This window comes from Streptomyces sp. NPDC012935, assembly GCF_042900345.1.
GTDB lineage: Bacteria > Actinomycetota > Actinomycetes > Streptomycetales > Streptomycetaceae > Streptomyces.
Window position 1 is genome coordinate 884908 of the sequence record NZ_JBIBBC010000001.1, and the last position, 23143, is coordinate 908050.

Annotated in this window: 19 protein-coding genes and 1 pseudogene; 7 read left to right on the plus strand and 13 right to left on the minus strand. The window is 70.9% G+C overall.

Going from position 1 to position 23143, the window contains the following annotated elements; translation table 11 throughout:
- Positions 1–50: 50 nt before the first annotated feature.
- From ACFY5C_RS03815 to ACFY5C_RS03830, 4 genes are all read right to left on the minus strand, one after another.
- The gene (locus ACFY5C_RS03815; protein ID WP_389439998.1) at positions 51–1862 is read right to left on the minus strand and encodes a hypothetical protein; all 1812 of its coding nucleotides are present in this window, start codon (positions 1860–1862) and stop codon (positions 51–53) included.
- Positions 1859–2920, minus strand: coding sequence for an ATP-binding protein (locus ACFY5C_RS03820; protein WP_389440000.1), 1062 nt, complete (start codon positions 2918–2920; stop codon positions 1859–1861). The genes ACFY5C_RS03815 and ACFY5C_RS03820 overlap by 4 nt, the downstream gene beginning before the upstream one ends.
- 81 nt (positions 2921–3001) lie before the next feature.
- On the minus strand, positions 3002–5095 hold the full coding sequence (locus tag ACFY5C_RS03825; protein WP_389440002.1) for a phage holin family protein: 2094 nt from the start codon (positions 5093–5095) through the stop codon (positions 3002–3004).
- 135 nt (positions 5096–5230) lie between these two features.
- A complete protein-coding gene (locus tag ACFY5C_RS03830) occupies positions 5231–5638 on the minus strand; it encodes a hypothetical protein (RefSeq protein ID WP_389440004.1) in 408 nt (135 codons plus the stop codon).
- Between the two features lie 83 nt (positions 5639–5721).
- Between ACFY5C_RS03830 and ACFY5C_RS03835 the strand changes: the two genes are divergently transcribed.
- Both ACFY5C_RS03835 and ACFY5C_RS03840 read left to right on the plus strand, forming a co-directional pair.
- Entirely contained in the window at positions 5722–6495 is a 774-nt protein-coding gene (locus ACFY5C_RS03835; protein ID WP_389440006.1) for an MBL fold metallo-hydrolase, read from the plus strand.
- Entirely contained in the window at positions 6492–7118 is a 627-nt protein-coding gene (locus ACFY5C_RS03840) for a DedA family protein (protein WP_389440008.1), read from the plus strand. Before ACFY5C_RS03835 ends, ACFY5C_RS03840 begins: the two co-directional genes overlap by 4 nt.
- 96 nt (positions 7119–7214) lie before the next feature.
- Here ACFY5C_RS03840 and ACFY5C_RS03845 read toward each other — a convergent pair whose 3' ends face one another.
- From ACFY5C_RS03845 to ACFY5C_RS03860, 4 genes are all read right to left on the minus strand, one after another.
- The gene (locus ACFY5C_RS03845; RefSeq protein WP_389440010.1) at positions 7215–8297 is read right to left on the minus strand and encodes an MBL fold metallo-hydrolase; all 1083 of its coding nucleotides are present in this window, start codon (positions 8295–8297) and stop codon (positions 7215–7217) included.
- Positions 8294–9541 carry an aminotransferase class I/II-fold pyridoxal phosphate-dependent enzyme gene (locus tag ACFY5C_RS03850; protein ID WP_389440704.1) on the minus strand — a complete coding sequence of 416 codons (1248 nt, stop codon included), beginning with the start codon at positions 9539–9541 and terminating at the stop codon, positions 8294–8296. The genes ACFY5C_RS03845 and ACFY5C_RS03850 overlap by 4 nt, the downstream gene beginning before the upstream one ends.
- A gap of 199 nt (positions 9542–9740) precedes the next feature.
- A complete protein-coding gene (locus tag ACFY5C_RS03855) occupies positions 9741–10604 on the minus strand; it encodes a hypothetical protein (protein ID WP_389440012.1) in 864 nt (287 codons plus the stop codon).
- A gap of 149 nt (positions 10605–10753) precedes the next feature.
- Positions 10754–11470 carry an ANTAR domain-containing response regulator gene (locus ACFY5C_RS03860; RefSeq protein WP_389440014.1) on the minus strand — a complete coding sequence of 239 codons (717 nt, stop codon included), beginning with the start codon at positions 11468–11470 and terminating at the stop codon, positions 10754–10756.
- Positions 11471–11594: 124 nt separating this feature from the next.
- On the opposite strand from ACFY5C_RS03860, the gene ACFY5C_RS03865 reads away from it, so the two are divergent.
- Positions 11595–12731 (plus strand): GAF domain-containing protein, encoded by a 1137-nt coding sequence (locus ACFY5C_RS03865; protein ID WP_389440016.1) that lies wholly within the window; start codon positions 11595–11597, stop codon positions 12729–12731.
- A gap of 16 nt (positions 12732–12747) precedes the next feature.
- On the opposite strand, the gene ACFY5C_RS03870 is transcribed toward ACFY5C_RS03865, so the two are convergent.
- Positions 12748–13539, minus strand: a complete 792-nt coding sequence (locus tag ACFY5C_RS03870) for an RNA polymerase sigma factor SigF (protein ID WP_389440018.1) — start codon at positions 13537–13539, stop codon at positions 12748–12750.
- Positions 13540–13785: 246 nt separating this feature from the next.
- Between ACFY5C_RS03870 and ACFY5C_RS03875 the strand changes: the two genes are divergently transcribed.
- Positions 13786–15588, plus strand: a complete 1803-nt coding sequence (locus ACFY5C_RS03875; RefSeq protein ID WP_389440020.1) for a thiamine pyrophosphate-requiring protein — start codon at positions 13786–13788, stop codon at positions 15586–15588.
- A gap of 546 nt (positions 15589–16134) precedes the next feature.
- Here the strand turns inward: ACFY5C_RS03875 and ACFY5C_RS03880 are convergent.
- Positions 16135–17265, minus strand: coding sequence for a hypothetical protein (locus ACFY5C_RS03880; protein ID WP_389440707.1), 1131 nt, complete (start codon positions 17263–17265; stop codon positions 16135–16137).
- A gap of 683 nt (positions 17266–17948) precedes the next feature.
- Here ACFY5C_RS03880 and ACFY5C_RS03885 point away from each other — a divergent pair.
- The 3 genes and pseudogenes from ACFY5C_RS03885 to ACFY5C_RS03895 all read left to right on the plus strand — a co-directional run bounded on the left by ACFY5C_RS03885 (position 17949) and on the right by ACFY5C_RS03895 (position 20003).
- Positions 17949–18398, plus strand: a complete 450-nt coding sequence (locus ACFY5C_RS03885; protein ID WP_383407191.1) for a DUF1931 family protein — start codon at positions 17949–17951, stop codon at positions 18396–18398.
- 140 nt (positions 18399–18538) lie between these two features.
- A pseudogene (locus tag ACFY5C_RS03890) lies at positions 18539–18745 on the plus strand (ISNCY family transposase); the annotation flags it as partial.
- Between the two features lie 64 nt (positions 18746–18809).
- Complete coding sequence (locus tag ACFY5C_RS03895) at positions 18810–20003, plus strand: PP2C family protein-serine/threonine phosphatase (RefSeq protein ID WP_389440023.1); 1194 nt, start codon at positions 18810–18812, stop codon at positions 20001–20003.
- Between the two features lie 150 nt (positions 20004–20153).
- Here the strand turns inward: ACFY5C_RS03895 and ACFY5C_RS03900 are convergent, their stop codons facing one another.
- From ACFY5C_RS03900 to ACFY5C_RS03910, 3 genes are read right to left on the minus strand one after another with little or no spacing between them, the layout of a single operon-like run.
- A complete protein-coding gene (locus tag ACFY5C_RS03900) occupies positions 20154–20582 on the minus strand; it encodes a DUF2267 domain-containing protein (RefSeq protein WP_389440025.1) in 429 nt (142 codons plus the stop codon).
- Positions 20583–20615: 33 nt separating this feature from the next.
- Entirely contained in the window at positions 20616–21008 is a 393-nt protein-coding gene (locus ACFY5C_RS03905) for a DUF2267 domain-containing protein (protein ID WP_389440027.1), read from the minus strand.
- A gap of 21 nt (positions 21009–21029) precedes the next feature.
- Entirely contained in the window at positions 21030–22961 is a 1932-nt protein-coding gene (locus tag ACFY5C_RS03910; RefSeq protein WP_389440029.1) for an MFS transporter, read from the minus strand.
- Positions 22962–23143: the final 182 nt, after the last annotated feature.

Here is a 23143-nt window from a genome sequence, read left to right on the forward strand (position 1 = left end):
CGTGGGGGCCCGTTTCCTGGGTCCGTGCCCCCATCCGATCACACTCCGGCTCAACTCACCCGGAAGACCGGCCCACGCGGGGTGAACGGCAGGCGACGGCCCTGCGGGAGCAGGTACGCGTGCTCGCGCCGCACCCGCAGCACGTCGCACCAGCCGTCCGTGATGACCAGGACGGGCGCGCCGGGCGGGAAGTCGTCGGCGCGCTGGAGGAGGTCGATCCCGGGCTGCAGGACCGTACCGCCACGGCCGTGCACCCGTACCCGCCCCGCGATCTCCGTCACCGGCACATAGCCGGCGTCGTAGGGTCCCGCGTCGCAGAAAACCACCCGCGCGGCCGGTACGTCCCGGGCGGCGGCGTAGGAGGCGATGGCGCCGAGCGCCTTGCCGAGCAGCACGCTGCCCATCGAGGCGGAGGTGTCCAGGACGACGCCGAAGGTGCAGCGGGCGATCTCCTCGGGCGGGAAGTAGCGCCCCGCGCGCGGGATGTCGGGCGTCGACGACTGGCGGCGCGAGGGGCGGGCGTATGTCCGCACCGGCTCGGGACGTGGCACGAACTCGTCGAACCAGCGGGCCAGTCGGGCGTCCCAGGGCAGCGGCGGATGGCTGAGCGCGCGGATCTCCTGGACCAGGCCGCCGGGCAGGAAGCCGCGTTCGTGCTGCTGGTGCAGGTCGAGGCCGTGGGAGAGGCCGCGGCGGTAGAACTCGTCGAGGTCGCAGTAGTCGCCGGGGGCGCCGAGCGGGGCGCCCAGCACATCGCCGACGCCCTTGCCGCGCAGGGTGGCCAGGCGGCGCATCCGGCGCAGGTCGCCGACGATGCGGTCGTACACCTCCTCGGCGGACAGGCCGCCGAACTGCGCGTCGTACAGCAGTCCTTGGGGCATCTCGCCGACCTGCATCTCGCGCAGCCAGCCGTTGATGACGTAGTCGCAGGCGACGTTGAACAGGTACGGGTCGCGGGTGCCGCAGCGGTCGCCGTGGCGCAGGGCGGCGTGCAGCATCTCGTGGGCGAGGATGAACCGCCACTCCTCGTCCTCGAACGTCCGCAGCGGGTTGATGTAGATCTCGCCGGCCTCGGCGTTGACGGCGGCGACGGCGATGCCGTGCGCGCGGGCGAGTTCGGCGTCGGCGACCAGCTTGATGCCGGCCGCGATGCCGCCGAGCAGCGGGTAGGAGGTGATGAACCACTCCAGTGCCCACTGCCACGGCCGCTTCTTGACCGGCTCGCCGAGCATGGACTCGCGGCGGCCGCCCGCCAGGTCCATCGCGGTGGAGACGGTGCGGGTCAGCGCGGTGGCGAAGGCGAGCTGGTGGTCCGGGGGCGACCCGAACCAGCCCATCCACTCCACGAGCAGCTGGTCGGCCTCGGAGCCCGCGGTGCCGCAGCGCTCGTACGCGACCGGGACGCCGTCGCGCCGCCAGCGCGCGGCGAGCTGTTCCTCGTCGCCGTCCGGGTAGGTCAGGGGCAGGTGGTCGGGGGCCTTGCCGACCGGGAAGCTGAGCAGGAAACGGTTGACGACGACGCAGCGGGCGGCGAGGTCCGCGCGGTCGGGCTGCACGGGCCTGCCCTTCTTGGAAGGGACGTGACCGAAGCCGAGGTGCAGGACGGCGTGCGCGATCGCCCAGGCCCAGGCGGCGGGTTCGGCGATGCGGTCGGGGTGGACGTGCAGATCGCCGTCGGAGTCGACGCGGACGAGTCCGTCGTGGGGCGCCTGCTCGCACTTGTCCTGGCGGCAGACGGCGAACTCGACGGTGGCGAGCGCGGGATTGGCACGCACCAGTCGCAGGCCCTCGGCGAACGCCTCCGCCGCGAGGTCCCGCTTCTTCTTCCCCTTCCCCTTCCCTTTGTCGGAGGTACGGCTCATCGGCGCGCCTCCACCAGCCGGGGCATGTCCCGCGCGGCCTCCACCAGGAACCAGGACGGCAGGACGGGGTTGCCGTCGGCGTCGGAGGCGATCACGCTCTGGGCGACCTCGACGGAGATCTCCGCGAGCTGCACCAGCAGCGACTTCGCGCGGTACGCGGTCTGGCGGCCGCTCGCCGACATGTGCTCCTTGCTGACCGGCAGCTCCTTGACCAGGCGTCCCCGGAACGACTCGGCGAGGTAGTAGAGCAGGTCGCGGTCCTGCATGCGGTGCGGCCAGCGGGCGTCGCCCTTGATGATGGCCTCGATGCCGTACTGGCTGCGCACGATCTTGACGTATCCGCAGAACGCGGTGGCGTGCACGGGCGTCAGCGTGCCGTGCGCGAGGACCTTCAGCGTCTCCTCGTCGAGGTCCCGGCCGAAGGAGTGCAGCGCGTCGGAGAGCATGTGCCAGGAGCGGGGCGTGGAGAACGGCTCCTCGGTCTTCGGCGGCTTGGACCACAGGTGGTCGGGGCGGTCGATGAGGTGGTCCAGAATCCAGGGGTGGATGCCGTTGTCCGCGGCCCAGGTCAGCCAGTCCTTGGCGGAGGCCTCCAGGTGGACGTGGGTGAGGCGGTTGACGAGCGCGGAGGCGATGGGGCGGGCGAGCGCGTTGTCGGTGGCCCGGTTTCCGGCGCCTATGACGATGGAACCCTTGGGCAGCTCGTAGTTGCCGATACGGCGGTCCAGGATCAGCGAGTAGAACGCCTTCTGCACATCCGGGGCGGCCGCGTTCAGCTCGTCGAGGAACAGGCAGTACGGCTCGTCGCGGGCGATGGCCTGCGGCGGGCAGAACACCGACCGCCCGTCGCGGATCTGCGGCACGCCGATCAGGTCCTCCGGCGCCAGCTGGGTGCCGAGCAGGCTCACGCACTCCAGGCCCAGCGACTCGGCGAAGTTCCTGACGAGGGAGGACTTTCCGATGCCGGGTGCGCCCCAGATGAAGACCGGCCGCACGGTGGCGAGGCCGAGAAGCAGGTCGGGGATACGGGCGGGCGTGACGGTTACGGCTGCCTGCAAAGCAGGTCTCCCTCGGGGATGTTCGAGCAGTTTGCGACTCGAACAGTGTGTGCCCGTGAGGCTCTCGGACGCAGCCGAATTTCAGGCGGCCCGCTCCTGCGGCTCCACGTCCAAGGGCACCTGAGGGCCGTCCGCCTCCCGCAGCCAGCGCCGCAGCACACGGTGGACCTGCTCGGCGCCCACGAGGTCCTCCCCGTCGCCGGCCGGAGCGGAGAAGACGAGCGGTGACAGCAGGAACGGCTTGCCCTGCGCCCCGCCGAGCCCGCCGTGCGAACCGATCTGCTCCTCGAACGCGAGGACCTCGCCGTCGGCCTCGTCGAAGGCGGAGTTGACCATGATGTCGGCGGCGTTCGGGAAGGAGTGCGTACGGCGCACGGCGTCGGCGGCGCCCGGTCCGAAGGCCTCCAACGGGCCCGACTTGTCGTCGAGTTGGTCCAGCGGGATCTCGGCGCCGTACGCGCCGAGCACGACCCCTGAGTGCTCCTCGCTGCGCACGAGCAGGAAGCCGACGCCGGGGTGGTTGGCGAGGGTGGTGAGCAGGGCGGGGTGGCGGGCGTCGATCTCCTCCTTGGTCATCCGGTGCGGCACGTTCGGGAAGGAGATGAGGCCCAGGTTGCCGGACGCCAGCACGATCGGCTCCGAGCGGCGGCGCGAGGGGCGGTGTTGCTCGCCGCCGTCCTCGACGGGCCGGCGCAGCGCCGCACGCACGGCCGCGCGGGCCTCGGCGCCGCTGTGGGTGCGCCGCGCCCTGCGTGGCACGGGCAGGCCGCAGCCGGCCCGCACCAGGTCACCGAGGCCGAGCCCGTAGCGGGCGCGGAAGGTCTCGCCGGGGCTTTGGCCGTGGTCGGACAGCACGACGATCCGGTACGGCCGCGGCGCGTGCTCGGCGACGTTCTCGATCAACGCCAGCGCCCGGTCGAGGCGTTCGAGGACCTTCTCGGTGTCGCGACCGCGCGGCCCGGAGTGGTGCGCCACCTCGTCGTACGCCACGAGGTCGGCATAGACGGCGGTGCGGCCGGCGAGCATGTCGCCCATCACCGCGGCGACGACGACGTCCCGTTCGACGACGGTCGCGAAGGCGCGGACGAGGGGGTAGAGACCACCGCGGGAGACCCTCGGTCTGACCTTGCGGGCGCGGGCCCGGGTCGACTGGCCGATCTCGCGGCCGACCTCGGCGGTGAAGGACAGGGCGGTGCGCACGGCGTTGGCCGGGTCGGAGAAGTAGGCGAAGTAGCCCGAGCGGGAGCGGTTCTCGCGGCTGCGGCGCTTGGTGGCGATGGACAGCACGAGGGCCTGTTCGTCGGCGCCGCCGCTGAAGAGGTTGCCGCGGCTGGCGCCGTCGGCGGTGAGCAGTCCGCCCTCGCCGGTGCGGTCGATGGCGCGGCGCTGGAGCTCGGCGGCGTTGGTGGGGCGGTTGCAGACCATGACCTCGCGGGCGGCCTTCTCGTACCAGCGGAAGGCGGGGACGTCGTAGTTGCTGCCGTGCAGGATGCCGAGCTGACTGGCGCCGGTCTGGCTGGACCAGTCGGTGCGCCAGGGGGTGAGCCGGTGGGTGGCACCGGCGCCGTCCGCGGCACCCGTGCCGCCGTTGCCGAGCCAGCGGGCGACGGTGGGCATCAGGTCCTTGCCGACGGCGTCGAGGAGGATGTCGTGGCCGACGCCGTCGAGCTGTATGAAGACCGTGCCGGGGCTGGACGGGCCGGGCGGCAGGGCCCTGCGGCGGCGGTCGGCGAGGCGGTACAGGCGGCGCCGGTACGCGTCGTCGTCCCGTACGGCGAGGGCGGCGCCGGTGGCGGAGGCCACGGCGGACATCACGGCGGCGACGATGACTGCGGTCTCGGGGGCGGCCTCGCTGTCGCCGGAGGGGACGAGGCGCAGAGCGACGATCAGCAGCGAGCCGTTGAGGAAGAACACCAGCAGGCCGAGCACGAGCGCGGGCACGAGCAGCAGCAGCCGTACGAGAAGAGGCCAGGCGAGCGCGGACAGCAGGCCGAAGGCGCCGGCGCCGAGGGCGGCGGTCATGGCGATGTGGGTGGCGCTGTCACCGTCCGCGGACTGCAGCTGGAAATCCGGCAGGATCCCGGCGAGCACGAGCATGGTGACGGTGGAGACGGCCCACACGGTCACGCTCCGCCCGATCTGACTGGCGACCCGCCGCCAACGCCCACCACGCATGCCCAGCCCACCTCACGTCCCGGCCCGCCACCCCGAAACGGGCCTTCACGCCCCCAGCCTGGCACACCCCTGTGACACCGCACCGGACACGTCGTCCCGCCCGGCCGCCTCGTCACGCGCCGCAGGCGGTGATCGTCAACGGCCGTCGTAGCCGGCCGTCGGCATCGACAGCCTCCGGTGCACACGCGCCTTCATCTGCGCGTCGTACAACGGCTCCGCACGCCCCACGATCTCCACCCGCACGCCCCGCCGGGCGCACTCCGCAAAGAAGTCGTCGACGGACGACAGCGCGCTCTCCAGCACTCTCCGGCTGGGCGCCACGAACAGGTCGAGGCCGGGGCGGACGCCCTCCCACAGCACGCTGTGGTCCGCCCGCAACCGGCGTACGAGGAGTTCGCGTGCGACGACGTACCCGTGCTCGGCGGCCCAGCGCGCGCACATGGCGTGCTGGCTGCGGGAGTCCACCAGGAAGGGTTCGGTGTCCAGCTCTTCGAGCGGCGTCAGACTGGCGATCGCCGTCACGCGCACTACGGATGACCCCATGGCGTCCCCCTCACCTCCGGGTTTCGCCGCCGACCCTACTCCAGCCCGTACGCTTCGGGGAGTCGCGCGAAGGAGGCAAAGAGGTGCCGGTGGAGATCACCTGGTGGGGCCACGCCACCTGCACGGTCGAGGATTCGAACGTGCGCCTCCTCACCGACCCTCTGTTCGCACGCCGGCTCGCACACCTGCGCCGCCGCCGGGGCGCCCCGCCCGCGCCCGGCGCCTGGCGCGCGGACGTCGCCGTGATCTCCCATCTGCACGCCGACCACCTGCACGTTCCGTCTCTCGCCAGGCTGCCGCAGGGCACCCGCCTGCTCGTGCCCCGGGGCGCGCGCCGGGCGGTGCCGGGCCTGCGCCGGCTCACGCATCTGCGGATGACCGAGATGGCGCCGGGGGACGTGACGACGGTGGGCGACGTGGCCGTACGCGCCGTTCCCGCGCGGCACGACGGACGCCGGCTGCCGGTAGGCCCGCATCGCTCACCCGCCCTCGGCTACGTCTTCGAGGGCGAGGCACGCACGTACTTCGCCGGGGACACCGGGCTGTTCGACGCGATGGCGAAGGAGGTCGGGCCGGTCGACGTGGCGTTGCTGCCGGTCGGCGGCTGGGGCCCGTATCTCGGGGAGGGGCATCTGGACGCGGGGCGGGCAGCCGAGGCGCTGGCCCGGCTCGCTCCGCGCAGTGCGGTGCCGGTGCACTACGGCACGTACTGGCCGATCGGCATGGACGCCGTGCGCCCCCATGAATTCCACGCGCCCGGCGAGGAGTTCGTACGGCTCGCGGCGGAGCGCGCGCCCGGCGTGGCGGTGCACCGGCTCGCGCACGGGGAGCGCGTGCGCCCGGAGGTGGCCCGGTGACGGTGTGGGCCGCCGCCACGACGACGGTGCCGTACGAGTCGACCCAGCAGGCGATCGGCTATCCGACGCTGTTCCTGCTGGTGCTGATCGGTGCGCTGGTGCCCGTGATCCCGACGGGCGCGCTGGTGAGTTCGGCGGCGGTGGTGGCGTTTCACCAGACGGCACCCTTCTCGCTGGCGCTGGTGTTCGTGACGGCGTCGACGGCGGCGTTCCTGGGCGATGCGACGCTGTACTGGCTGGGGCGGCGCGGCATGCACTCGAAGAACGGCTCGCGCTGGCTGGAGGCGATCCGCTCGCGGGCGCCGGAGGAGCGGCTCAGCCAGGCCCAGGAGAAGCTCGCCGAACACGGTGTGGCGGTGCTGGTGCTGTCCCGGCTGGTTCCTGCGGGCCGGTTGCCGGTGATGCTGGCCTGCCTGCTGGCCAAGTGGCCGATGCGGCGCTTTGCCCGCGGGAACCTTCCGGCGTGTCTGGCGTGGGCGGTCACGTATCAGTTGATCGGGATTCTCGGAGGGTCGCTGTTCAGCGAGCCATGGGAGGGAGTTGTGGCGGCGGTCGCGTTGACGCTGGTCATCAGCGTGGCGCCGGGCGTGTGGCGTCGCATGCGCAACGCTTCCTCGGGGTGAGTCGTGGTGCGCCCACGGGGCGCGGACCACGGTCGTGGGGCGACTGCCGGTAGTGGGGGTCGCTCGCGCGGTTCCCCGCGACCCTGGCGGGCTGCCCTACAGCACCCTGGACGCGCCGACCGGAATGTCCCACAGGTCCTCGCGGTCCAGCCCCGCCTTCTCCCACGCCGCCCGCACCCGGGTGAGCGGCTCCAGGACCGGCTCCGCCGACAGGACGAAGGTCGCCCAGTGCATCGGCGCCATCCGGCGGGCCCCCACATCCTGGGCCGCCCGCACCGCCTCCTCCGGGTCGCAGTGGACGTCGCTGAGCCACCAACGGGGGTCGTAGGCGCCGATGGGGAGGAGGGCGAGGTCGATGCCGGGGTAGCGCTCACCGATGCGGGTGAACCAGTGGCCGTAACCCGTGTCGCCCGCGAAGTACACGCGCTGTCCGTCGGGGGCGGTCAGCACCCAGCCGCCCCACAGGCTGCGGCAGGTGTCGACGAGGGTGCGCTTGGACCAGTGGTGGGCCGGTACGAAGTCGAAGCGGACGCCGGACAGTTCGGCGGCCTCCCACCAGTCCAGCTCGGTGACCTGCGTGAACCGGCGGCGACGGAACCACGCGGCGAGGCCGGCCGGCACGAACACGGGGGTGTCGCGCGGGAGTCGGCGCAGTGTGGGGGCGTCCAGGTGGTCGTAGTGGTTGTGGCTGATGACGACCGCGTCGACGCGCGGCAGGGCGCTCCAGGCGACGCCGACCGGGGTGATGCGGGCCGGGGTGCCGAGGATGCGGCGCGACCAGACGGGGTCGGTGAGGACCGTCAGCCCGCCGATGCTGACCACCCAACTGGCGTGGCCCGCCCAGGAGACGGCGACCGTGCGCGCGTCCACGCGGGGCACCGGGCCCGGCTCGAACGGCAGCTTCGGGATGTCGGCGAGGCCCTCCCGGCCGGGGCGTACGGCGCCCTCGCGGGCGAAGCGGGCGAGGGTCTTGATTCCGGGCAGCGGGGCGGTGAGCCGGTCGTGGAAGGTCCGCGGCCACACCCGGTGTTCGCCCAGCGGGCGGGGTGCGGCAAGCGGCGGGAACGGGGGCGCGAAGGAGGACGCGGGCGCGAAGGGGGGCGGGTCCGCCGGGGCGTCGGCTTCCCGGGGGGCCGCAAGCGGTGGTGTCGACATGGATGACTCGGACTGCTGCGTCATCGAGGAGGCTCCCATCGCTGAGCTTCGTCACGGAGATCGTCGAAGACCGACTTCAAGTGGATCAACGCACGGTGCACGTGTGGCAGTTCCAACGGCGAGGGTGACGTGATGCATTCCGCGCGTTCCTCGTCGGTACCCGCCAGCAGGGGGCCGGTGGACAGCCGTACGCGCAGCGCGCCGAGGTCGTCGCCGAAGCGGTGCCCGCCCGGTGCGGGCATCCCGAGCCGCTCGGCGAGGAAGTCCTCCAGGTCCTGCGCGTCCCCCACGCCGTGCGCGGAGAGCCCGGCACGCAGCGGGCCGAGATCGACGTACACGTGCCGCCCGGCCTGCGGGGGCCGGGCCACGGCGCCCGCCGCTACGGCAGCGGCGTGCGCGGCGGCCGCCAGGCGTGCGTGCAGGCGCACCGTGGCGCTGACTCGTGCGGTGACCGGCTCCGGCTCCTCCAGTGCGTACTGGGCCGCGCGGGCGACCGGGCCGGCGATCCGGGCTCCCAGCGCGGTGAGCACGTCGAGCACGCGCGCGTGCAGACCGTCGCCGGCATCGCCGGCGGGGAAGCGGGCGACCGCGGCGGGCCAGCCCGGCGGGAGGTGGGCGCCGGACAGGTCGGTGACGACGGTGACTTGTTCGGGCAGCATCTCGGCGGGGCTGAGCAGCACGGTGTCGTGGAGGGCGTGCACCGTGTCGCGCCAGGTCTCGTCACTGACGAGGTGCAGCCCCTCGCCGGTGGCGGCCTCCAGGGTCTCGTGCAGCACCTCGGGCGGGGCCACGGTGGCGGTGGGGTCGTCGGCGACGGACAGCACGAGCAGCCGGGGGTCACCGCCCTCGGCCCGGACCCGGCGTACGGTCTCCAGCAGGGCGTACGGATCGGGTACACCGCCGCACTCGGCCGGTGTCGCCACATGGAAGACGGGTCGGCCCAGCAGGCGTGCGTACGGCGCCCACCAGGCGGCGCAGGGGCGCGGCACCAGGATGTCGCCGCCGATCGCGGCGGTCAGCGCGAGCAGCAGTGCGGGCGCTCCGGGAGCGGCCACCGCCCGCCCGGACTCGGTCGGCAGACCGCGCCGCCTCCAGTAACCGCACGCGGCTGCCAGGAGGCCGTCGCCGCCGCCGATCAGCTCGCTCTCGGCACGGTCGGCGGCAGCCGCGAGGACGGCGGCCAGTTCGGGCAGCACGGGCAGCCCGTCGCCCGGCAGCGGGGGCCCGTAACGGACGGGGCCGTGGCCTTCGAGGTCCGTCGGGCGCATCCTTGCCTCCGCGCTGTGCCAGGTGCTCAGTGGTTCGTCGTGCGGTGCTCCGTGCGGGTCGCTGGTTCCGTGGTGCGGGTCGTTGGTTCCGTGGTGCGGGTTGCGGGGTTCGTACGGCGAGAGGGGACGCACGGTGTGTCGTGTACCCCTCGCGCTCCGGGTACCCATCGTGCCGCCACCCCATCAGTGCCCGCAGGGGTCAGTCCTGCGTGATGGGCGTCTTGCGGCGCAGCCGGTACACCGCACCGCCGGCCGCGCCCGCGATCAGCACGCCACCGGCGACAAGGGCGGGGACGGAGTCGGTGAAGGTGCCGCCGTCACCGGCGCGCACGCCGTGGTCGATGGCCCCACCGTCGCAGTCCTGCGCGTGTGTACCGCCCTGGTCGCCCTTGCCCGAGGGCGCGGCTTCCTCCCACCCGCTCCCGGCCTTGTCGGGTTCGGTGTGGCCCGAGTGGGGCTCGGTGCAGGGATCGCCTCCCCCGTCGGCGCCGCTCCAGCCGCCCTCGGTGCCGCCCTCACCACCGCCCTGCGTGCCGCCCGTGCCGCCGGCCTCGCCGCCCTCCTGTGTTCCGCCGCCCGCACTGCCGCCCTCGGTGCTGCCCTTGCCCCCGCCTTCGGTACCACCCTTGCCACCACCGCTGTCGAGGGCCACCGTGAGCGTCGCGCTCCACTCCTTGCCCTCCCCGCCTGGCGCCGCCGGGCAGGTGCCGTCCACCGTCCATGCGGAGGCCGCTCCGGCCGCGTCCGGGTCGTCCTCGAAGTTCTCGGCAGGGGGGATGCGAGCGGTGCCGCTGTAGGCGGGCCCGGCGTCCTTCTCGTCGTTGCCGGAGACCCGCTTCAGCTGGACGGTGCCCTCTTCGAAGGCCTGCGAGGTGGCGTCGATGGTGGCCGGAGCGGTTGTGCCGAGGGCGTCGCAGGAGACCGAGACCGTCACGCTGCCGCCCGGGGAGACGGAGCCGGGGCTGACCTCCGCGGCCGGCTCCGCGAAGGCGGCCGAGGCGACGAAGCCCAGGACGACACCGGCCAGGGCGGCGACGGACAGGGCGCGGGCGGTGCGGCGCATGGGGTGAGCTCCTTCGGCCGGCTGCGGGGGTACGGCGGTCGTGCCCCCGCAGCCATGACAGCCCGCCCGGCGGCCGGGCGCGCGCGGCCGGGCACCATTCGCGGGACGGGGACGGCCGAGTGGGTGACGCCGTACGGTCGACCGCTCCGTCAGTTCAGCAGCGCGGCCAAGTCGCGCTCCAGCCCCCGCCCCCGCCTGCTGACCACCCCGGCGGCGACGTCCGACAGCTTGCGGTTGGTGCCCTGGGAGATGCGGCGCAGCACGCCGAAGGCGGTGTCGGCGTCGCAGCCCAGGACGTGCATGACGATGCCGCACGCCTGGTCGACGACCGGCCGTGTGCGCAGGGCGGTGCCCAGATGGTCGAGCTCGGTGAGCGCGGCGCGGTAGGAGCGGTCGCGGACCAGGCAGGTGGCGGCGAGTTCGCCGAAGGCCTGCACCGGCCCGTGCACGACGTCCTCCAAGGCGCCGGGCCGGAAGCTGTAGAGACTGAGCGTCACCGTGAGCCCGGACCGGCGGAACGGGAGCGTGACGCTGGAGCGCACCCCCGAGTCGAGCGCCATGGCGCGGTACTCCGGCCAGCGTTCGTCGCGCAGCAGGTCAGCCGAGTCGACGGGCTCGCCGCGTTCCATGGCCGCCGGGATGGGCCCGTCCCCGGAGCGGAGCTGCACGGCGACGAGGCCGGCCAGGTCGGGGTGGGTGACGGCCGCCGGCCGCTCGGCACCTGCATCGGCCACCATGCTGCTCGCGCCACAGCAGTCGGCGGTGCAGCGCACGGCCTGTTCGACCAGTTCGGACAACCTGCGCCCGGGAAGGGCGGCTTCGGCGGACTGGTCTGCCCAGCGGCCGACGCGATCGTGAGCGGGCATCCTCAACTCCTCCTCATTTTGGGCGCTTTCCCGGTACTGCGTGGGGAAAACAGTCGGAGAACAGGGGGGACCAGTTGGATCCCCGCCGCCCCGCACCACGTCGCCGCGAGCTAGGTTCGTCCCCATGGCGAAGACCGACGAATTCGGTGAAGAACTTGCGGATTTCGTGCGCCGCGTCGCGGAGCTCAAGGCGGCACGGTCCGTTTCGGGAGGGGATCTGCCGACCGTCCTGGACGCGGCCATCTTCGAACTGGACCATGTCGCGGCCCAGTTGTGGCCGTCGTACGAGCGGCTGACCTCGGGCGGGCTGCCCCGTACGACGTCCGCCGAGCGTCAGGAACAGCATCTGCTGCGGGCGGTGTTCCAGCGGTTTCCGCTGCCGGTCGCGCTGGTGGACCGGGAAGCGGTGGTGCGCCGGCTGAACTTCGCGGCGACGTCCTTCACCGGCGTCAGGGCGGGTTATGCGACGGGCCGGCCGCTGACGGGGTTCCTCGCCCACGCCGACCGGGCGGCGTTCCGTTCGCAGGCAGCCGCGGTGGCACGCGGCGACGGTGACCGCAGCCTGACCGTGCACCTCCAGCAGCGGCCGTCCGTCCCGGTCCACGCGACCCTGACGGCCGTACGCCCGAGCGGGGAGCCGCACACCACCGTGCTGGTGGCGCTGCAGCCCGGCGACCTGCGCGCGACCGGGGCCCCGGGGCCGGGCGACAGCCCGACGACCCAGGTCCCCGACCTCACCGAGACCACCCGGCACGCGGCCCTGATGGACGTCCTGGACGAGATGACCACGACCCTGCTGACGGCACCGCGCGGCGACCGTGAGGCAGTGGTCCGGCGGGCGGCCCAGGTGCTGCACGGCCGCTTCGCCGACTGGGTGATCGCCGACACGGGCACGGCCGGCGCGGCCGGGCTCTCCCGTACGACCGTGCTGGCCCCCTCGGAGAAGGAGGCGAAGACGCTGGCGGCCCAGTCGCCGGCCAGGTGCCCCCTCGTAGTGGAGACGGCACGCACCGCCTCCCCCTCCCTCCAGGTCCGCCCGCCGGACCCGGACGCCTTCGGCCATGATGCCGAGGGCGCCCCGGTCCTCGTACAGGCGAACGTCACGTCACTGCTGTGTGTGCCTCTCACCGCCGAGGGCGCCGTGGCAGGCGTCCTGACGCTGTTCAGATGCGGAGCCCGCCTGGCGTTCTCGATGGCGGAGGCGCGCGCGATGGACACCATGGCCCGCCACGTCGCACTGGCGGTGACAGCAACGCCCTGATCGGCGCGCGGCTGTGTCAGCCCACGTCATCGAGCACTTGCTCGCGCACCCGGCTGCAGCACCGGCTGATCAGCCGGGACACGTGCATCTGTGAGATGCCGAGCTGTTCGGCGATCCGGCTCTGCGTCATGTCACCGAAGAAGCGCATGTACAAAATGGCGCGCTCACGCTCGGGCAGGGCCGCCAGCCGCGGCGCCACGGCCTCGCGGTCCACGACCGTGTCCAGTGCGGGATCGGCGGAGCCCAGCGCGTCGCTGAGCGAGTAGCCGTCCTCGCTGCCGGGCAGCTCCGCGTCCAGCGACAGAGCGGTGAAGCTCTCCAGCGCCTCCAGACCGACCTTGACGTCGGCCTCGCTCATGTCGGCGTGCTTTGCGATCTCCGCGACGCTCGGCCTGCGGCCCGAGACGGTCTGCAGGTCCTGGACCGCGAACCGCACGCGGTTACGCAGGTCCTGGACGCGCCGCGGCACGTGCAGCGTCCACATGTGGTCGCGGAAGTGGCGCTTGATCTCGCCGGTGATGGTGGGCACGGCATAGCTCTCGAAGGCGTTGCCGCGCTCGGGGTCGTAGCGGTCGACGGCCTTGACCAGCCCGAGGGCGGCCACCTGGCGCAGGTCGTCGAAGCTCTCGCCGCGGCTGCGGAAACGTCCCGCGAGCCGGTCGGCCATGGGCAGCCACGCCTCGACGATCCTCTCGCGGACGGTGTCGCGCTGCTGCCCCTCGGGCAGGGTGGCGAGCTTGCGGAAGTCTTCCGCGGTGTCGGGGGCGTCGTCGTGCGGGTGGTGCTTCGCGCTCACTGAGGTGGGCATCGTGCGTCGCAACTCCCTTGGTTGTGCTCTGGCTTGGACGGTCACCGAGGGAGTGCGGGCGCGCGCCGGGGACCGGACACACCCGTGGCGGGAATTGCCGCTCCCACGGACGTGCCTCCTGTCCGAAGCACTGGTTGTTCGCCTGCCCTCACTCCGGGTCCGCAAACACCCACGCAGGTTTTCCACCCGCGCGCGGGGTCACTCGGAGCGGTGCCGCGCAGTCCCACGGAGCCCAGGAGGTCCCGCATGAGCACCAAGGTCGCCGACCACGTCCTGCAGCGCCTGCGCGAGTGGGGTGTGGAGCACGTCTTCGGCTATCCCGGCGACGGCATCAACGGCCTGCTCGCCGCGTGGGGACGCGCCGACAACCAGCCGCTGTTCATCCAGTCCCGGCACGAGGAGATGTCCGCTTTCCAGGCGGTCGGCTACGCCAAGTTCAGCGGGCGTCTCGGGGTGTGCGCGGCCACCTCCGGACCGGGTGCGATCCATCTGCTCAACGGCCTGTACGACGCCAAGCTCGACCACGTCCCCGTCCTGGCGATCGTCGGCCAGACGCACCGCACCGCGATGGGCGGCTCGTACCAGCAGGAGGTGGACCTGCACACGCTGTACAAGGACGTCGCCTCGGACTTCGTGGAGACGGTGACGGTCCCCGAGCAGCTGCCGAACGTCCTGGACCGGGCGATCCGCACCGCCTACGCGCGACGCGCCCCCACGGCGATCATCATCCCCGGCGACGTCCAGGAACTCGAGTACTCCGCCCCCACGCACGAGTTCAAGATGGTGCCCTCCAGCCTCGACAGCGGCAGCTGGACGGCGACCCCCGCGGACGACTCGGTGCGCCGCGCGGCCGAGATCCTCAACTCAGGTGACAAGGTGGCCATCCTGGTCGGCCAGGGCGCGTCCGGCGCCCGGGCCGAGGTGGAGCAGATCGCCGAACTCCTCGGCGCCGGCGTCGCCAAGGCACTGCTGGGCAAGGACGCCCTGAGCGACGAACTGCCGTACGTCACCGGCGCGATCGGCCTGCTGGGCACCCGCCCGTCGTACGAGCTCATGCGGGACTGCGACACCCTGCTGACGATCGGGTCCTCCTTCCCGTACACGCAGTTCCTTCCGGACTTCGGCAAGGCGCGCGGGGTGCAGATCGACATCGACCCGCACATGGTCGGGATGCGCTATCCGTACGAGGTGAATCTCGTCGGCGACGCGAAGGCGACGCTGGAGCAGCTGATCCCGCTGATCCGCTCCGAGGAGCGCGGCCGCGAGTGGTACGACACGGTGTGCGACAACGTGGCGCGCTGGCACGAGGTCATGGACCGGCGGGCGAAGCTGTCGGCCGACCCCATCAACCCGGAGTACGTCACCCGCGCCCTGGACCCGCTGCTCCCCGACAACGCGATCGTCTCCTCCGACTCGGGTTCGGCGGCGAACTGGTACGCCCGCCACCTGGCGATGCGGCCGGGCATGCGCGGGTCGCTGTCCGGGACGCTCGCGACGATGGGCTGCGGGGTGCCGTACGCGATCGGCGCGAAGTTCGCCCACCCGGACCGTCCGGCGATCGCGCTGGTCGGTGACGGGGCGATGCAGATGAACGGCCTGGCGGAGCTGATCACCGCGGCGAAGTACAAGGACCTGTGGGAGGACCCGCGCCTGGTCGTGGGCATCTTCAACAACCACGACCTCAACCAGGTCACCTGGGAGATGCGCGCCATGGAGGGCGCCCCGTCCTTCCTGCCGTCCCAGGAGCTCCCCGACGTCCAGTACGCCGCCTTCGCCCGCTCCCTCGGCCTGACCGGCATCCGCGTGGAGAAGCCGGTGGACGTGACGGCCGCCTGGCGAGCGGGGCTGGAGGCGGACGGACCCGCGGTGATCGAGTTCCTCACCGACCCGGCCGTACCGCCGATCCCGCCGCACGCCACCTGGGACCAGATGGAGGCGACGGCCGAGTCGATCCTGAAGGGGGACGCCGATCGCGGGTCGATGATCCGGCAGGGGTTCAAGGCGAAGATGCAGGAGTTCCTGCCGGGGCGGGACAAGAAGAGCGACTGATCGTGTTGAACGGCACTGAAGAGTTCAGTTGCGCACGAAACAGTTCAGTGGTCAGTTCAGTAGCGCAGTGAACTGTTCAGTACCACTCCGAGGATGTGGATGTTCGCTTGATCCGAGCCGGCGACTTCCAGTGATGGCCGCGACCCTCCAGGACGAGACCCCAAGATCGCCGACCCAGTCGCCCATGGTGCGCTGATCGCAAGGAAGCCAGGTGGTCGACCACGCAAGACGGCCAGGCCTTGGGCGGTACCCGACAGTCCAGGAGCGGCAGCGAGCTGATTGATGGTGGTGTAAGCGCCGTAAGGGGCATCTCGATGTTTTGCTGAAACCAGCTCGACGTCGTCGTCGACCACGACTGCCCAGTCATCGTGGCGTTCGCAGACGGTGCGGCAGATGTTGTCCACCGCAACAAGGCCGTCGCTGTCCTACCGGGACGCCCCGTCGTCGCCGAAGGGCCGCCGCGTGGAGCACGAACGCCCGGTACGCCGACGAGCGGTGAGCGGCGATGCCCACGCGCGTCCGGGAGCCATTTGGGCAGGTAGCGGTTCACTTCGAGGGCTGGTCACCGTGGTCGCCTTGGAGCGCGTGGCGACGTTCCTGTTCGCGCTTGGAGTATGCGGCTGCCCGGATCGCCTCGTCGCTCTCCAGGCCTGATCCCAGCGCGCCGCCCACGGTGGCGACCGAAGCGACGAACCAGGACAGCGTCAAGTACTCCCCGGCGTGCAGTGGGTTTCGTGTCACGGAAGCGAAAAGTTGGTCGTTGAGGATGAACAGCGCCCACACCCAGTTGATGACCATCAAACCCACGTAGCAGACGAGCACCCCGATACCCACGGTCACGACCGTCGAGGCGTTGTAGAGCCGCGCCCTCTGCCTCGCCTCCGGCGAGCTCTCTGCTGATCGATGCCACAGCTCCGCGTCCACGATCAGCCAGCCGATCATGATCGCGACAGACCCGACCATGGCGATCACGAGGCGTGGCGTGCTCAGGGACGCGGCCAGGCTCCAGACGGTGGAGTTCACGGTGGCAACGGCTCCCGTGGCGAGTGCGGCCGCCAGGGCTTTCGACAAGCCCGGCACCAGGCGCCACGGCCGGTTGGCGCGGACCATACCGACGAGCACCCGGAGGTAACCACGGGGCCCGCTGACGACGTACCGAAGTTCGTCGGTCTCCTTCTCACCGATTGGGCCCGGATGAATAGGCGCGAGACGATTGACGAAGGGCCCCAGAAGCGGCTGGCTTCGCGGAGGTCCTTCAGCCCCAGTGGTTTGCGGACCCGCCAAGCCAAGCACGGCTTCTTCGACGGCCCGCCGGGCCCTCGTCTGCAGCCGCAGGCCCCCCAGTGAAGGAAGAGAGAGCAGCGCCAAGCCGTGTTCGTGATTCAGATTCACAGCGAGCCTGCGCCCGTGTGAGTGCAGCGGAAGGTCAGTGAGGGCCACGACGATGTCCCAGTTCTCCGCACTCCCACGGTCCATGATCCGGCGCATCAAGGTGGGTGGGTCCTCCGTCCCCGAGGTGAAGGGCTCACTGACCACCTCGACGTCGAACCGTCGCCCCTGGCCCGACTTGTCGGCGAGCCGAGCAGAAAGTGTCCGGGCCATGCGCTGCGCGATCTCCGTCGGTGCGTCCGGATCCGCCAGGAGAGCCACGACCGTAACGCCCTGCGACACCCGCATGACTGGGCCCTCCTCGTCGGCTGCCCCGCGATCCCAAGTGCCCACAGAAGCCGCAGAGGTAACGTCGACGCGGCGTGACACGCCGGCCTCCGCCTGCAGGTGCAGGCGGTACGGCCGGATCTCCTCGTCTTCCCAGCACAAGGCCTGCTCCCAGCACCGGGCCGCGATCGCGTCCGCCAGCGCGAGGACTCGCTCAGGCACACCCCGGCAGGCACCGCACTCCGCGCCACCGACCACCCCGCTTCGGCGTCCGCCCGGGAGCCGGAGTCCGGCAAAGCCCTGCCACGCGGGGAATCCGGAACGGCTGCGCGGCACAGCACTACGTCCTGCCGGCGTCGGAGCGGCTGATAGGCGGGAGGCCCGCGTCAACCGGGCCCGGGCGCTGTCCACCGGCATCTCCCGAGCGATCCCTGGCGTGTTCGACACCGCAGCGTTCGACCGCATCAGCAGCGATATCGGGGGCACCCCTTACGCGGCCGCTCGGCGACGCGGTGTTCACCCTGCTGTCGATCCGCACGCCCGTCCGACTCCCCCGGCAGTCGGACGCCTGGGCCTGGCAGGGCAATACAGGGAGGCTAATTGGGCCCGGTATGCGCATGCGTTCGCGTACCCCCGTCGGCCAGGCTGACGGGGAAGCCCAGGGGCCGGGAGCCACCCGACGCCCGCAGCCGGAGGTTGCCGTCATGACCGTGATGTCCATCGCCAGGTTCGAAAGGTTCTTCCGTGCGGCCGGGGGGCTGGACGTCGACAAGAACGATCTCAAACGCTACAGCGACTTCGTCGACGCCAAGCTCTACGATCTGCTGACCGTCGCCCAGGCCACTGCCAAGGCCAACGGGCGCGACGTCATCCGGACCTGTGACCTACCGATCACGAAAGGCCTGCAGGAGAGCATTCACCACTTCCGGAAGATCGACCAGGAAGTAGAACTCAAGCCGATCCTGGAACAGCTCGCCACCCACCCGGCTCTGGACCGCACGCCCGACGAGGAGACCGAGGCGGCCTATCCGGACATCATCGGTGGACTCAGCCTGGCCCTTGCCCAGAGCTTCAAGATCCTCCACCCCGACCTGAAGAACCCCCAGACCCAGCACTGGGGCGAGGCTCGAGCCGTCTTCGACCTCCTGCTGTGAGTGGCGACCGGACCAGGCGGAGCAGGCCGTGGGCCAAACAGCTTGAGCGCGCTCTGCTTCCTCCGCCGCAACGATCCTGCTCAGCCGCTGCAGCGCCGCGTCCACGTCGGGTTCGTCCTGCGGTGGAGCACCACGCCTGACGCGCGATGGGCAAAAAGCCTATGGGGCGGCTGACGCATCTGGTCGGTGAGCCGACCGAGACCGCGGCGGGCACCCGCCGGCTGCTGGAGCGGACCGCTGTGCGGCTTGCGGGGATCCGCGCGATCCCCGACCTGCTGGTGTCAGCCGAACCCGATCCCGATTCCCGACCGATCCGTCAGGGGCCCTGGCACGCCAGGCTGATCGGCCCACATCTCAGGTGTCGGAGGGCTCAGATTGTGGCGGCTCCACCTCGCGGGGATCATCGAAGGCATGGACAGGAACGTGTCCAACGGGTCCGGGGAGCGGCTGCTGGAGGAACTGGTCAGAGCAGCCCAGCTTGCATCACCTGCGGAACTGCCCGTGGTCCTGAACCGGTATGCCGAGGCCATGGGTCTGGGCAGGGCCGCCATCTATCTGGTCGACGTCCAGCAAAGACTGCTGGTGCCGCTTGTCGAAGGCGAATCGGAACTGAACCTCGACACCTCCCTGGCCGGATGGGCCTACCGCACCGACTCTCTCCGAGTGGAACAAGGCCCCTCCGGCGGGATGAACGTCTGGCTGCCCCTGGCCGACGGAGCGGAGCGGCTGGGCGTCGTGGAGCTGAACATGAGCACCTTGGACGGGCTCAAGCTACGGCGCTGTCGAACGATGGCGCTGCTCCTCGCGCTGATCATCACATCGAAGCGCACCTACAGCGACACCATCGCGCAGCGCATGCGTACCAGGCCGATGCACCTGCCCACGGAGATGGTGAGGGCTTTTCTCCCTCCCCGATCGATCGGTACCGGGCGGGTCGTTTCGACGGCGGTTCTGGAGCCTGCGTACGAACTGGGCGGCGACGCTTTCGACCATGCGTTCACCGAGGACGTTCTGCACGCAACGATCCTCGACGGCATGGGGCACAACCTGGCGTCCGGACTCGCCACCTCTGTCGCCATGGCAGGTTGCCGTAACGCCCGGCGCAGCGGGGCAGACCTGAACCAACTCGCGGGCACCGTGGACGAGGCGCTGGCGAAGTGGCTTCCGGAGCAGTTCTGCACGGGTATCTTCACCCAGTTGCACATGCCCACCGGTGTGCTGCGATGGTGCAACTGCGGCCACCCGCCTCCGTTGCTCATCCGTCGCCATCGCCTGCTCCACAAGGCCTTGGAGCGGGCACCTGAGACCCCTTTGGGTCTGCCCGCCAGTCTCGCCGGGACCGCCCGGGAGGTGCACGACGTCAGCCTCGAACCCGGTGACCGAATACTGCTCTACTCGGACGGCGTCGTGGAGTCACGCGACGAGGCAGGCGAAGAGTTCGGCCTGGAGCGCTTCACCGACTACATCATCCGGTCGACCGCAGCGGGGCAGAGCGCCCCGGAAGTGCTGCGCCTGCTCATCCATGCCATCCTCGAGCATCGGCACGACAAACTCAGCGACGACGCCACGATCTTGATGTTCGAGTGGCAGCCCCCTCATCCGTGACCGCAAGGGCCGGAGGGCGCAGCCGTGGCGTTGGTATGCCGCGGACGCCGACGCTGACGTCGGTAAATGCCGAGCATGGCTAAGTCTCCGGGAGACGGCAGGTATGGCGCCGCACATCTGCAGCGCCAAATCCGCGCAGGCAAGGGCTGGTCACGGCAGAAGCGCGGCGAACGAGTTCGGCACACGGGACCTGAGGTGCTGCCATTCGCCGGCGCTCACATGGCGTTCCAGGGATTTCAGTACGGTGCGCACCAGCTTCTCGCTGCCGCCCTCGACCGCATAGGGGAATTCGCTCCGGACCCGCGCAAAGAACTCCTCGTTGTTCATCTTCACGGGCGTCTCGGCCGGCTTCCAGCCGTCGTAGTAGACGCCCCTGACGATGGTCGGCAGCTGGGCGCCGAACTGTACGGCCGTTTCGACCGGGAGACGATCCCGGAGTGGGTGCAGTACGGCCCGAAGTGCCGCATACGACTGCTTGCGGCGGTCTTTGGGCCATTCGAAGGCCTCCTCGACGTCTTTGAGGAGCCGATTGGCCTTGTCCACCATGGTGTCGAACGAGGAGAAACCTGTATCGACCATTTCGGGGGCCTTTCGTTCTGGGTGCCCACGGGCTCAGTCCGCGAGGTCGGCCTTGCCGAACAGGACCGCGTAACTGGACGGGAGTTGGCTGATGATCTGATTCAGCTCTCCCCCCGTGACAGCGTCGGCAACGGTGGTCAGGACCGCGCTGGCGTCCCACTGCGCCGTACGCGGCCGGGCATTGGTGCGCTCGGCGACCCGGCGGTAGAACTCTTCGATCCCGAAGCTCTGCGCCTGCTGCGGCGTGGCATGTTCCAGAACTTGTCCCAGCGGGCCGGGCAGTTGGGATGCGAGGTCCTTGACCTCTCCCGGGCTGATCCGTTGGGCCAGCACTTCCAGCACGGCGTTGGTGACGTCCGCGGCTTCGTCCTGGTCGTTGTATTCGCCTCGCTCGCGTACACGGGCGAGGAAACCGTCGTATTTCATCGCTGCCTCCTTCTGCCCCGGTCACCGCTGGTCATGGCGGTCGCCCGGTGGGCTGTCCGGCCGTGCGGGTCCGTCCGTCGGCGCGTAGCTGCCGTCCGCGAGGCCCTTGGCCCGGGACTCCCGCACGGATTCACGCAAGGCACGGCGGAAGCGACCGGGGCCCCAGGTACGGCCGCCCACGGCCTGTTCGAGTCGGTCGCGGCTCGTGGGGCCGGCTTCTTGGAGCGCGTGGGTGATCTGTTCGATCTCGTCGTCGAGGCGTTGTTCGGCCATGGCGGACGTACGGCTTGCCGTGCCCGTGGTGCCGGCCATCCCCGGCGAGTACAAGGTGCTGCCCGGTCCGGTGCCCGGCCGGTAACGGCGGGCTCCGGCGCGCTCCCGCTCCCGGCGGCGGGCGGTGCGGTCGGCGATCCGCAGTTCCCGCTCGTGCTCGGCCTGCCGGACGTGCGCGGGCCGGAGGCGGTCTCGTGCGTCCTGTGGGGCGGGCTCGTTGCGCCAGTCCGCCTCGGTCTCCTCAGCGGTGAGCGGGCGGGCGATGTTCTCCAGGGACTGTTGTTCGGCCCGGACACCGAAGAAGACCTCGGCCAGCCCGCCCAGCGCCATGGCTGCCGCTCCGACGAGGAAGCCGATGGCCACCAGGTTGGCATCGCCAGTGTGAATCAAGTGGCCGAACAGCAGTGGGCCGGTGATTCCGCCCACGGCCGTGCCGATCGCAAAGAACAGCGAGATGGACAGGGCTCGGGTCTCCATGGGGAAGACCTCGCTCACCGTCAGGTAGGCCGAGCTCGCTCCCGCGGACGCCACGAAGAAGGTCAGCGAGACCAGCAGGAAGAACCACCAAGTCGTCAGGGAGCCGTTGATGAGCAGGACGGCGAGGACGGCTGCCACGACTGCCGAGCCGAAGTAGGTGCCCGCGATCATCGGCTTTCTGCCGACGGTGTCGAACAGTCGGCCGAGAAGGAGTGGTCCGAGGAAGTTGGCGATCGCGAAGAGGGCAAGGAAGTAGGGGATCGAGCCGGAGCCGATGTCGAAGAAGCCGTTCAGGATCGTGCCCAGGTCGAAGACGATCGCGTTGTACAGGAACGCCTGTCCGATGAAGAGCGCCAGACCGAGAATGGCGCGACGTGGGTACCGCCGCAGAGCCACGGCGGCGATCTCCGTGAACGGGATGACATCGCGCTGCCTCACGGTGACCGCCTCGTCCGGCTCCGGCAGCTCACGGCCGGTCTCCTGGTGCACCTCGGCCTCGATACGGTCGACTATGCGTTCAGCCTCGTCTTCATGCCCGTGGATGAACAGCCAGCGCGGACTCTCCGGCACGTGGCGGCGTACCAGCATGATGCCCAGGCCCAGAATGCCGCCGAGGCCGAAGGCCAGCCGCCAGCCGAGGTCGGCTGCCAGCAGACCCTCGTTGAGAAGCAGCACGGCGACCAGGCTGCCGAGCGCCGCACCGACCCAGTAGCTGCCGTTGATGGCCAGATCCACCTGCCCGCGGTTACGGGCCGGAATCAGCTCGTCGATGGCCGAGTTGATCGCGGCGTATTCTCCGCCGATGCCCATACCGGTGATGAAGCGGGCGAGGTAGAGATACCAGGCGTCGTGGGCGAACGCGGTCGCGACGGTGGCGAGGATATAGATGCCGAGCGTGAGCATGAACAGCTTCTTGCGCCCGTAGCGGTCGGTCAGCCTCCCGAACAGGAGAGCGCCCGCACATGCGCCTGCCACGTAGATGGCGGCGGCAGTGCCTATGTCGGCGCTGGTCAGGTTGATGCCGCTGCCCGGCTCGGTCATACGGGCGGCGACCGCCCCGACGATCGTCACTTCGAGTCCGTCCAGAATCCAGACGGTTCCCAGACCGATGACGATCCGCCAGTGGAATCGGGACCACGGCAGCCGGTCAAGCCGGGCGGGGACCTTGGTCGTGACGACACCGAGCTCGGCAGTGGTGGTCATGCCATGCCTCCTCGTTCAGGGCCATGGGCTGTTGCCTGTAGAGGAACAACAGGCCGGACGGGACCGGTCCGCATAGGGTGGTGTTCTGTGCTGCGCTGCCACCTTCTGGGACACCGTTTTCGCTTTCTCCATGAGGGCGACACGATGCTCTGGCACTGCGCGCGTGGGTGCGGAGCGGAGGG

Excerpts from the sequence above, each read along its gene's own strand:
- ACFY5C_RS03815 (WP_389439998.1), bottom strand. The coding sequence starts at position 1,862 with ATGAGCCGTACCTCCGACAAAGGGAAGGGGAAGGGGAAGAAGAAGCGG.
- ACFY5C_RS03825 (WP_389440002.1), bottom strand. The coding sequence starts at position 5,095 with ATGCGTGGTGGGCGTTGGCGGCGGGTCGCCAGTCAGATCGGGCGGAGC.
- ACFY5C_RS03830 (WP_389440004.1), bottom strand. The coding sequence starts at position 5,638 with ATGGGGTCATCCGTAGTGCGCGTGACGGCGATCGCCAGTCTGACGCCG.
- ACFY5C_RS03845 (WP_389440010.1), bottom strand. The coding sequence starts at position 8,297 with ATGACGCAGCAGTCCGAGTCATCCATGTCGACACCACCGCTTGCGGCC.
- ACFY5C_RS03850 (WP_389440704.1), bottom strand. The coding sequence starts at position 9,541 with ATGCGCCCGACGGACCTCGAAGGCCACGGCCCCGTCCGTTACGGGCCC.
- ACFY5C_RS03855 (WP_389440012.1), bottom strand. The coding sequence starts at position 10,604 with ATGCGCCGCACCGCCCGCGCCCTGTCCGTCGCCGCCCTGGCCGGTGTC.
- ACFY5C_RS03860 (WP_389440014.1), bottom strand. The coding sequence starts at position 11,470 with ATGCCCGCTCACGATCGCGTCGGCCGCTGGGCAGACCAGTCCGCCGAA.
- ACFY5C_RS03865 (WP_389440016.1), top strand. The coding sequence starts at position 11,595 with ATGGCGAAGACCGACGAATTCGGTGAAGAACTTGCGGATTTCGTGCGC.
- ACFY5C_RS03870 (WP_389440018.1), bottom strand. The coding sequence starts at position 13,539 with ATGCCCACCTCAGTGAGCGCGAAGCACCACCCGCACGACGACGCCCCC.
- ACFY5C_RS03875 (WP_389440020.1), top strand. The coding sequence starts at position 13,786 with ATGAGCACCAAGGTCGCCGACCACGTCCTGCAGCGCCTGCGCGAGTGG.
- ACFY5C_RS03880 (WP_389440707.1), bottom strand. The coding sequence starts at position 17,265 with ATGCGGGTGTCGCAGGGCGTTACGGTCGTGGCTCTCCTGGCGGATCCG.
- ACFY5C_RS03885 (WP_383407191.1), top strand. The coding sequence starts at position 17,949 with ATGACCGTGATGTCCATCGCCAGGTTCGAAAGGTTCTTCCGTGCGGCC.
- ACFY5C_RS03895 (WP_389440023.1), top strand. The coding sequence starts at position 18,810 with ATGGACAGGAACGTGTCCAACGGGTCCGGGGAGCGGCTGCTGGAGGAA.
- ACFY5C_RS03900 (WP_389440025.1), bottom strand. The coding sequence starts at position 20,582 with ATGGTCGATACAGGTTTCTCCTCGTTCGACACCATGGTGGACAAGGCC.
- ACFY5C_RS03905 (WP_389440027.1), bottom strand. The coding sequence starts at position 21,008 with ATGAAATACGACGGTTTCCTCGCCCGTGTACGCGAGCGAGGCGAATAC.
- ACFY5C_RS03910 (WP_389440029.1), bottom strand. The coding sequence starts at position 22,961 with ATGACCACCACTGCCGAGCTCGGTGTCGTCACGACCAAGGTCCCCGCC.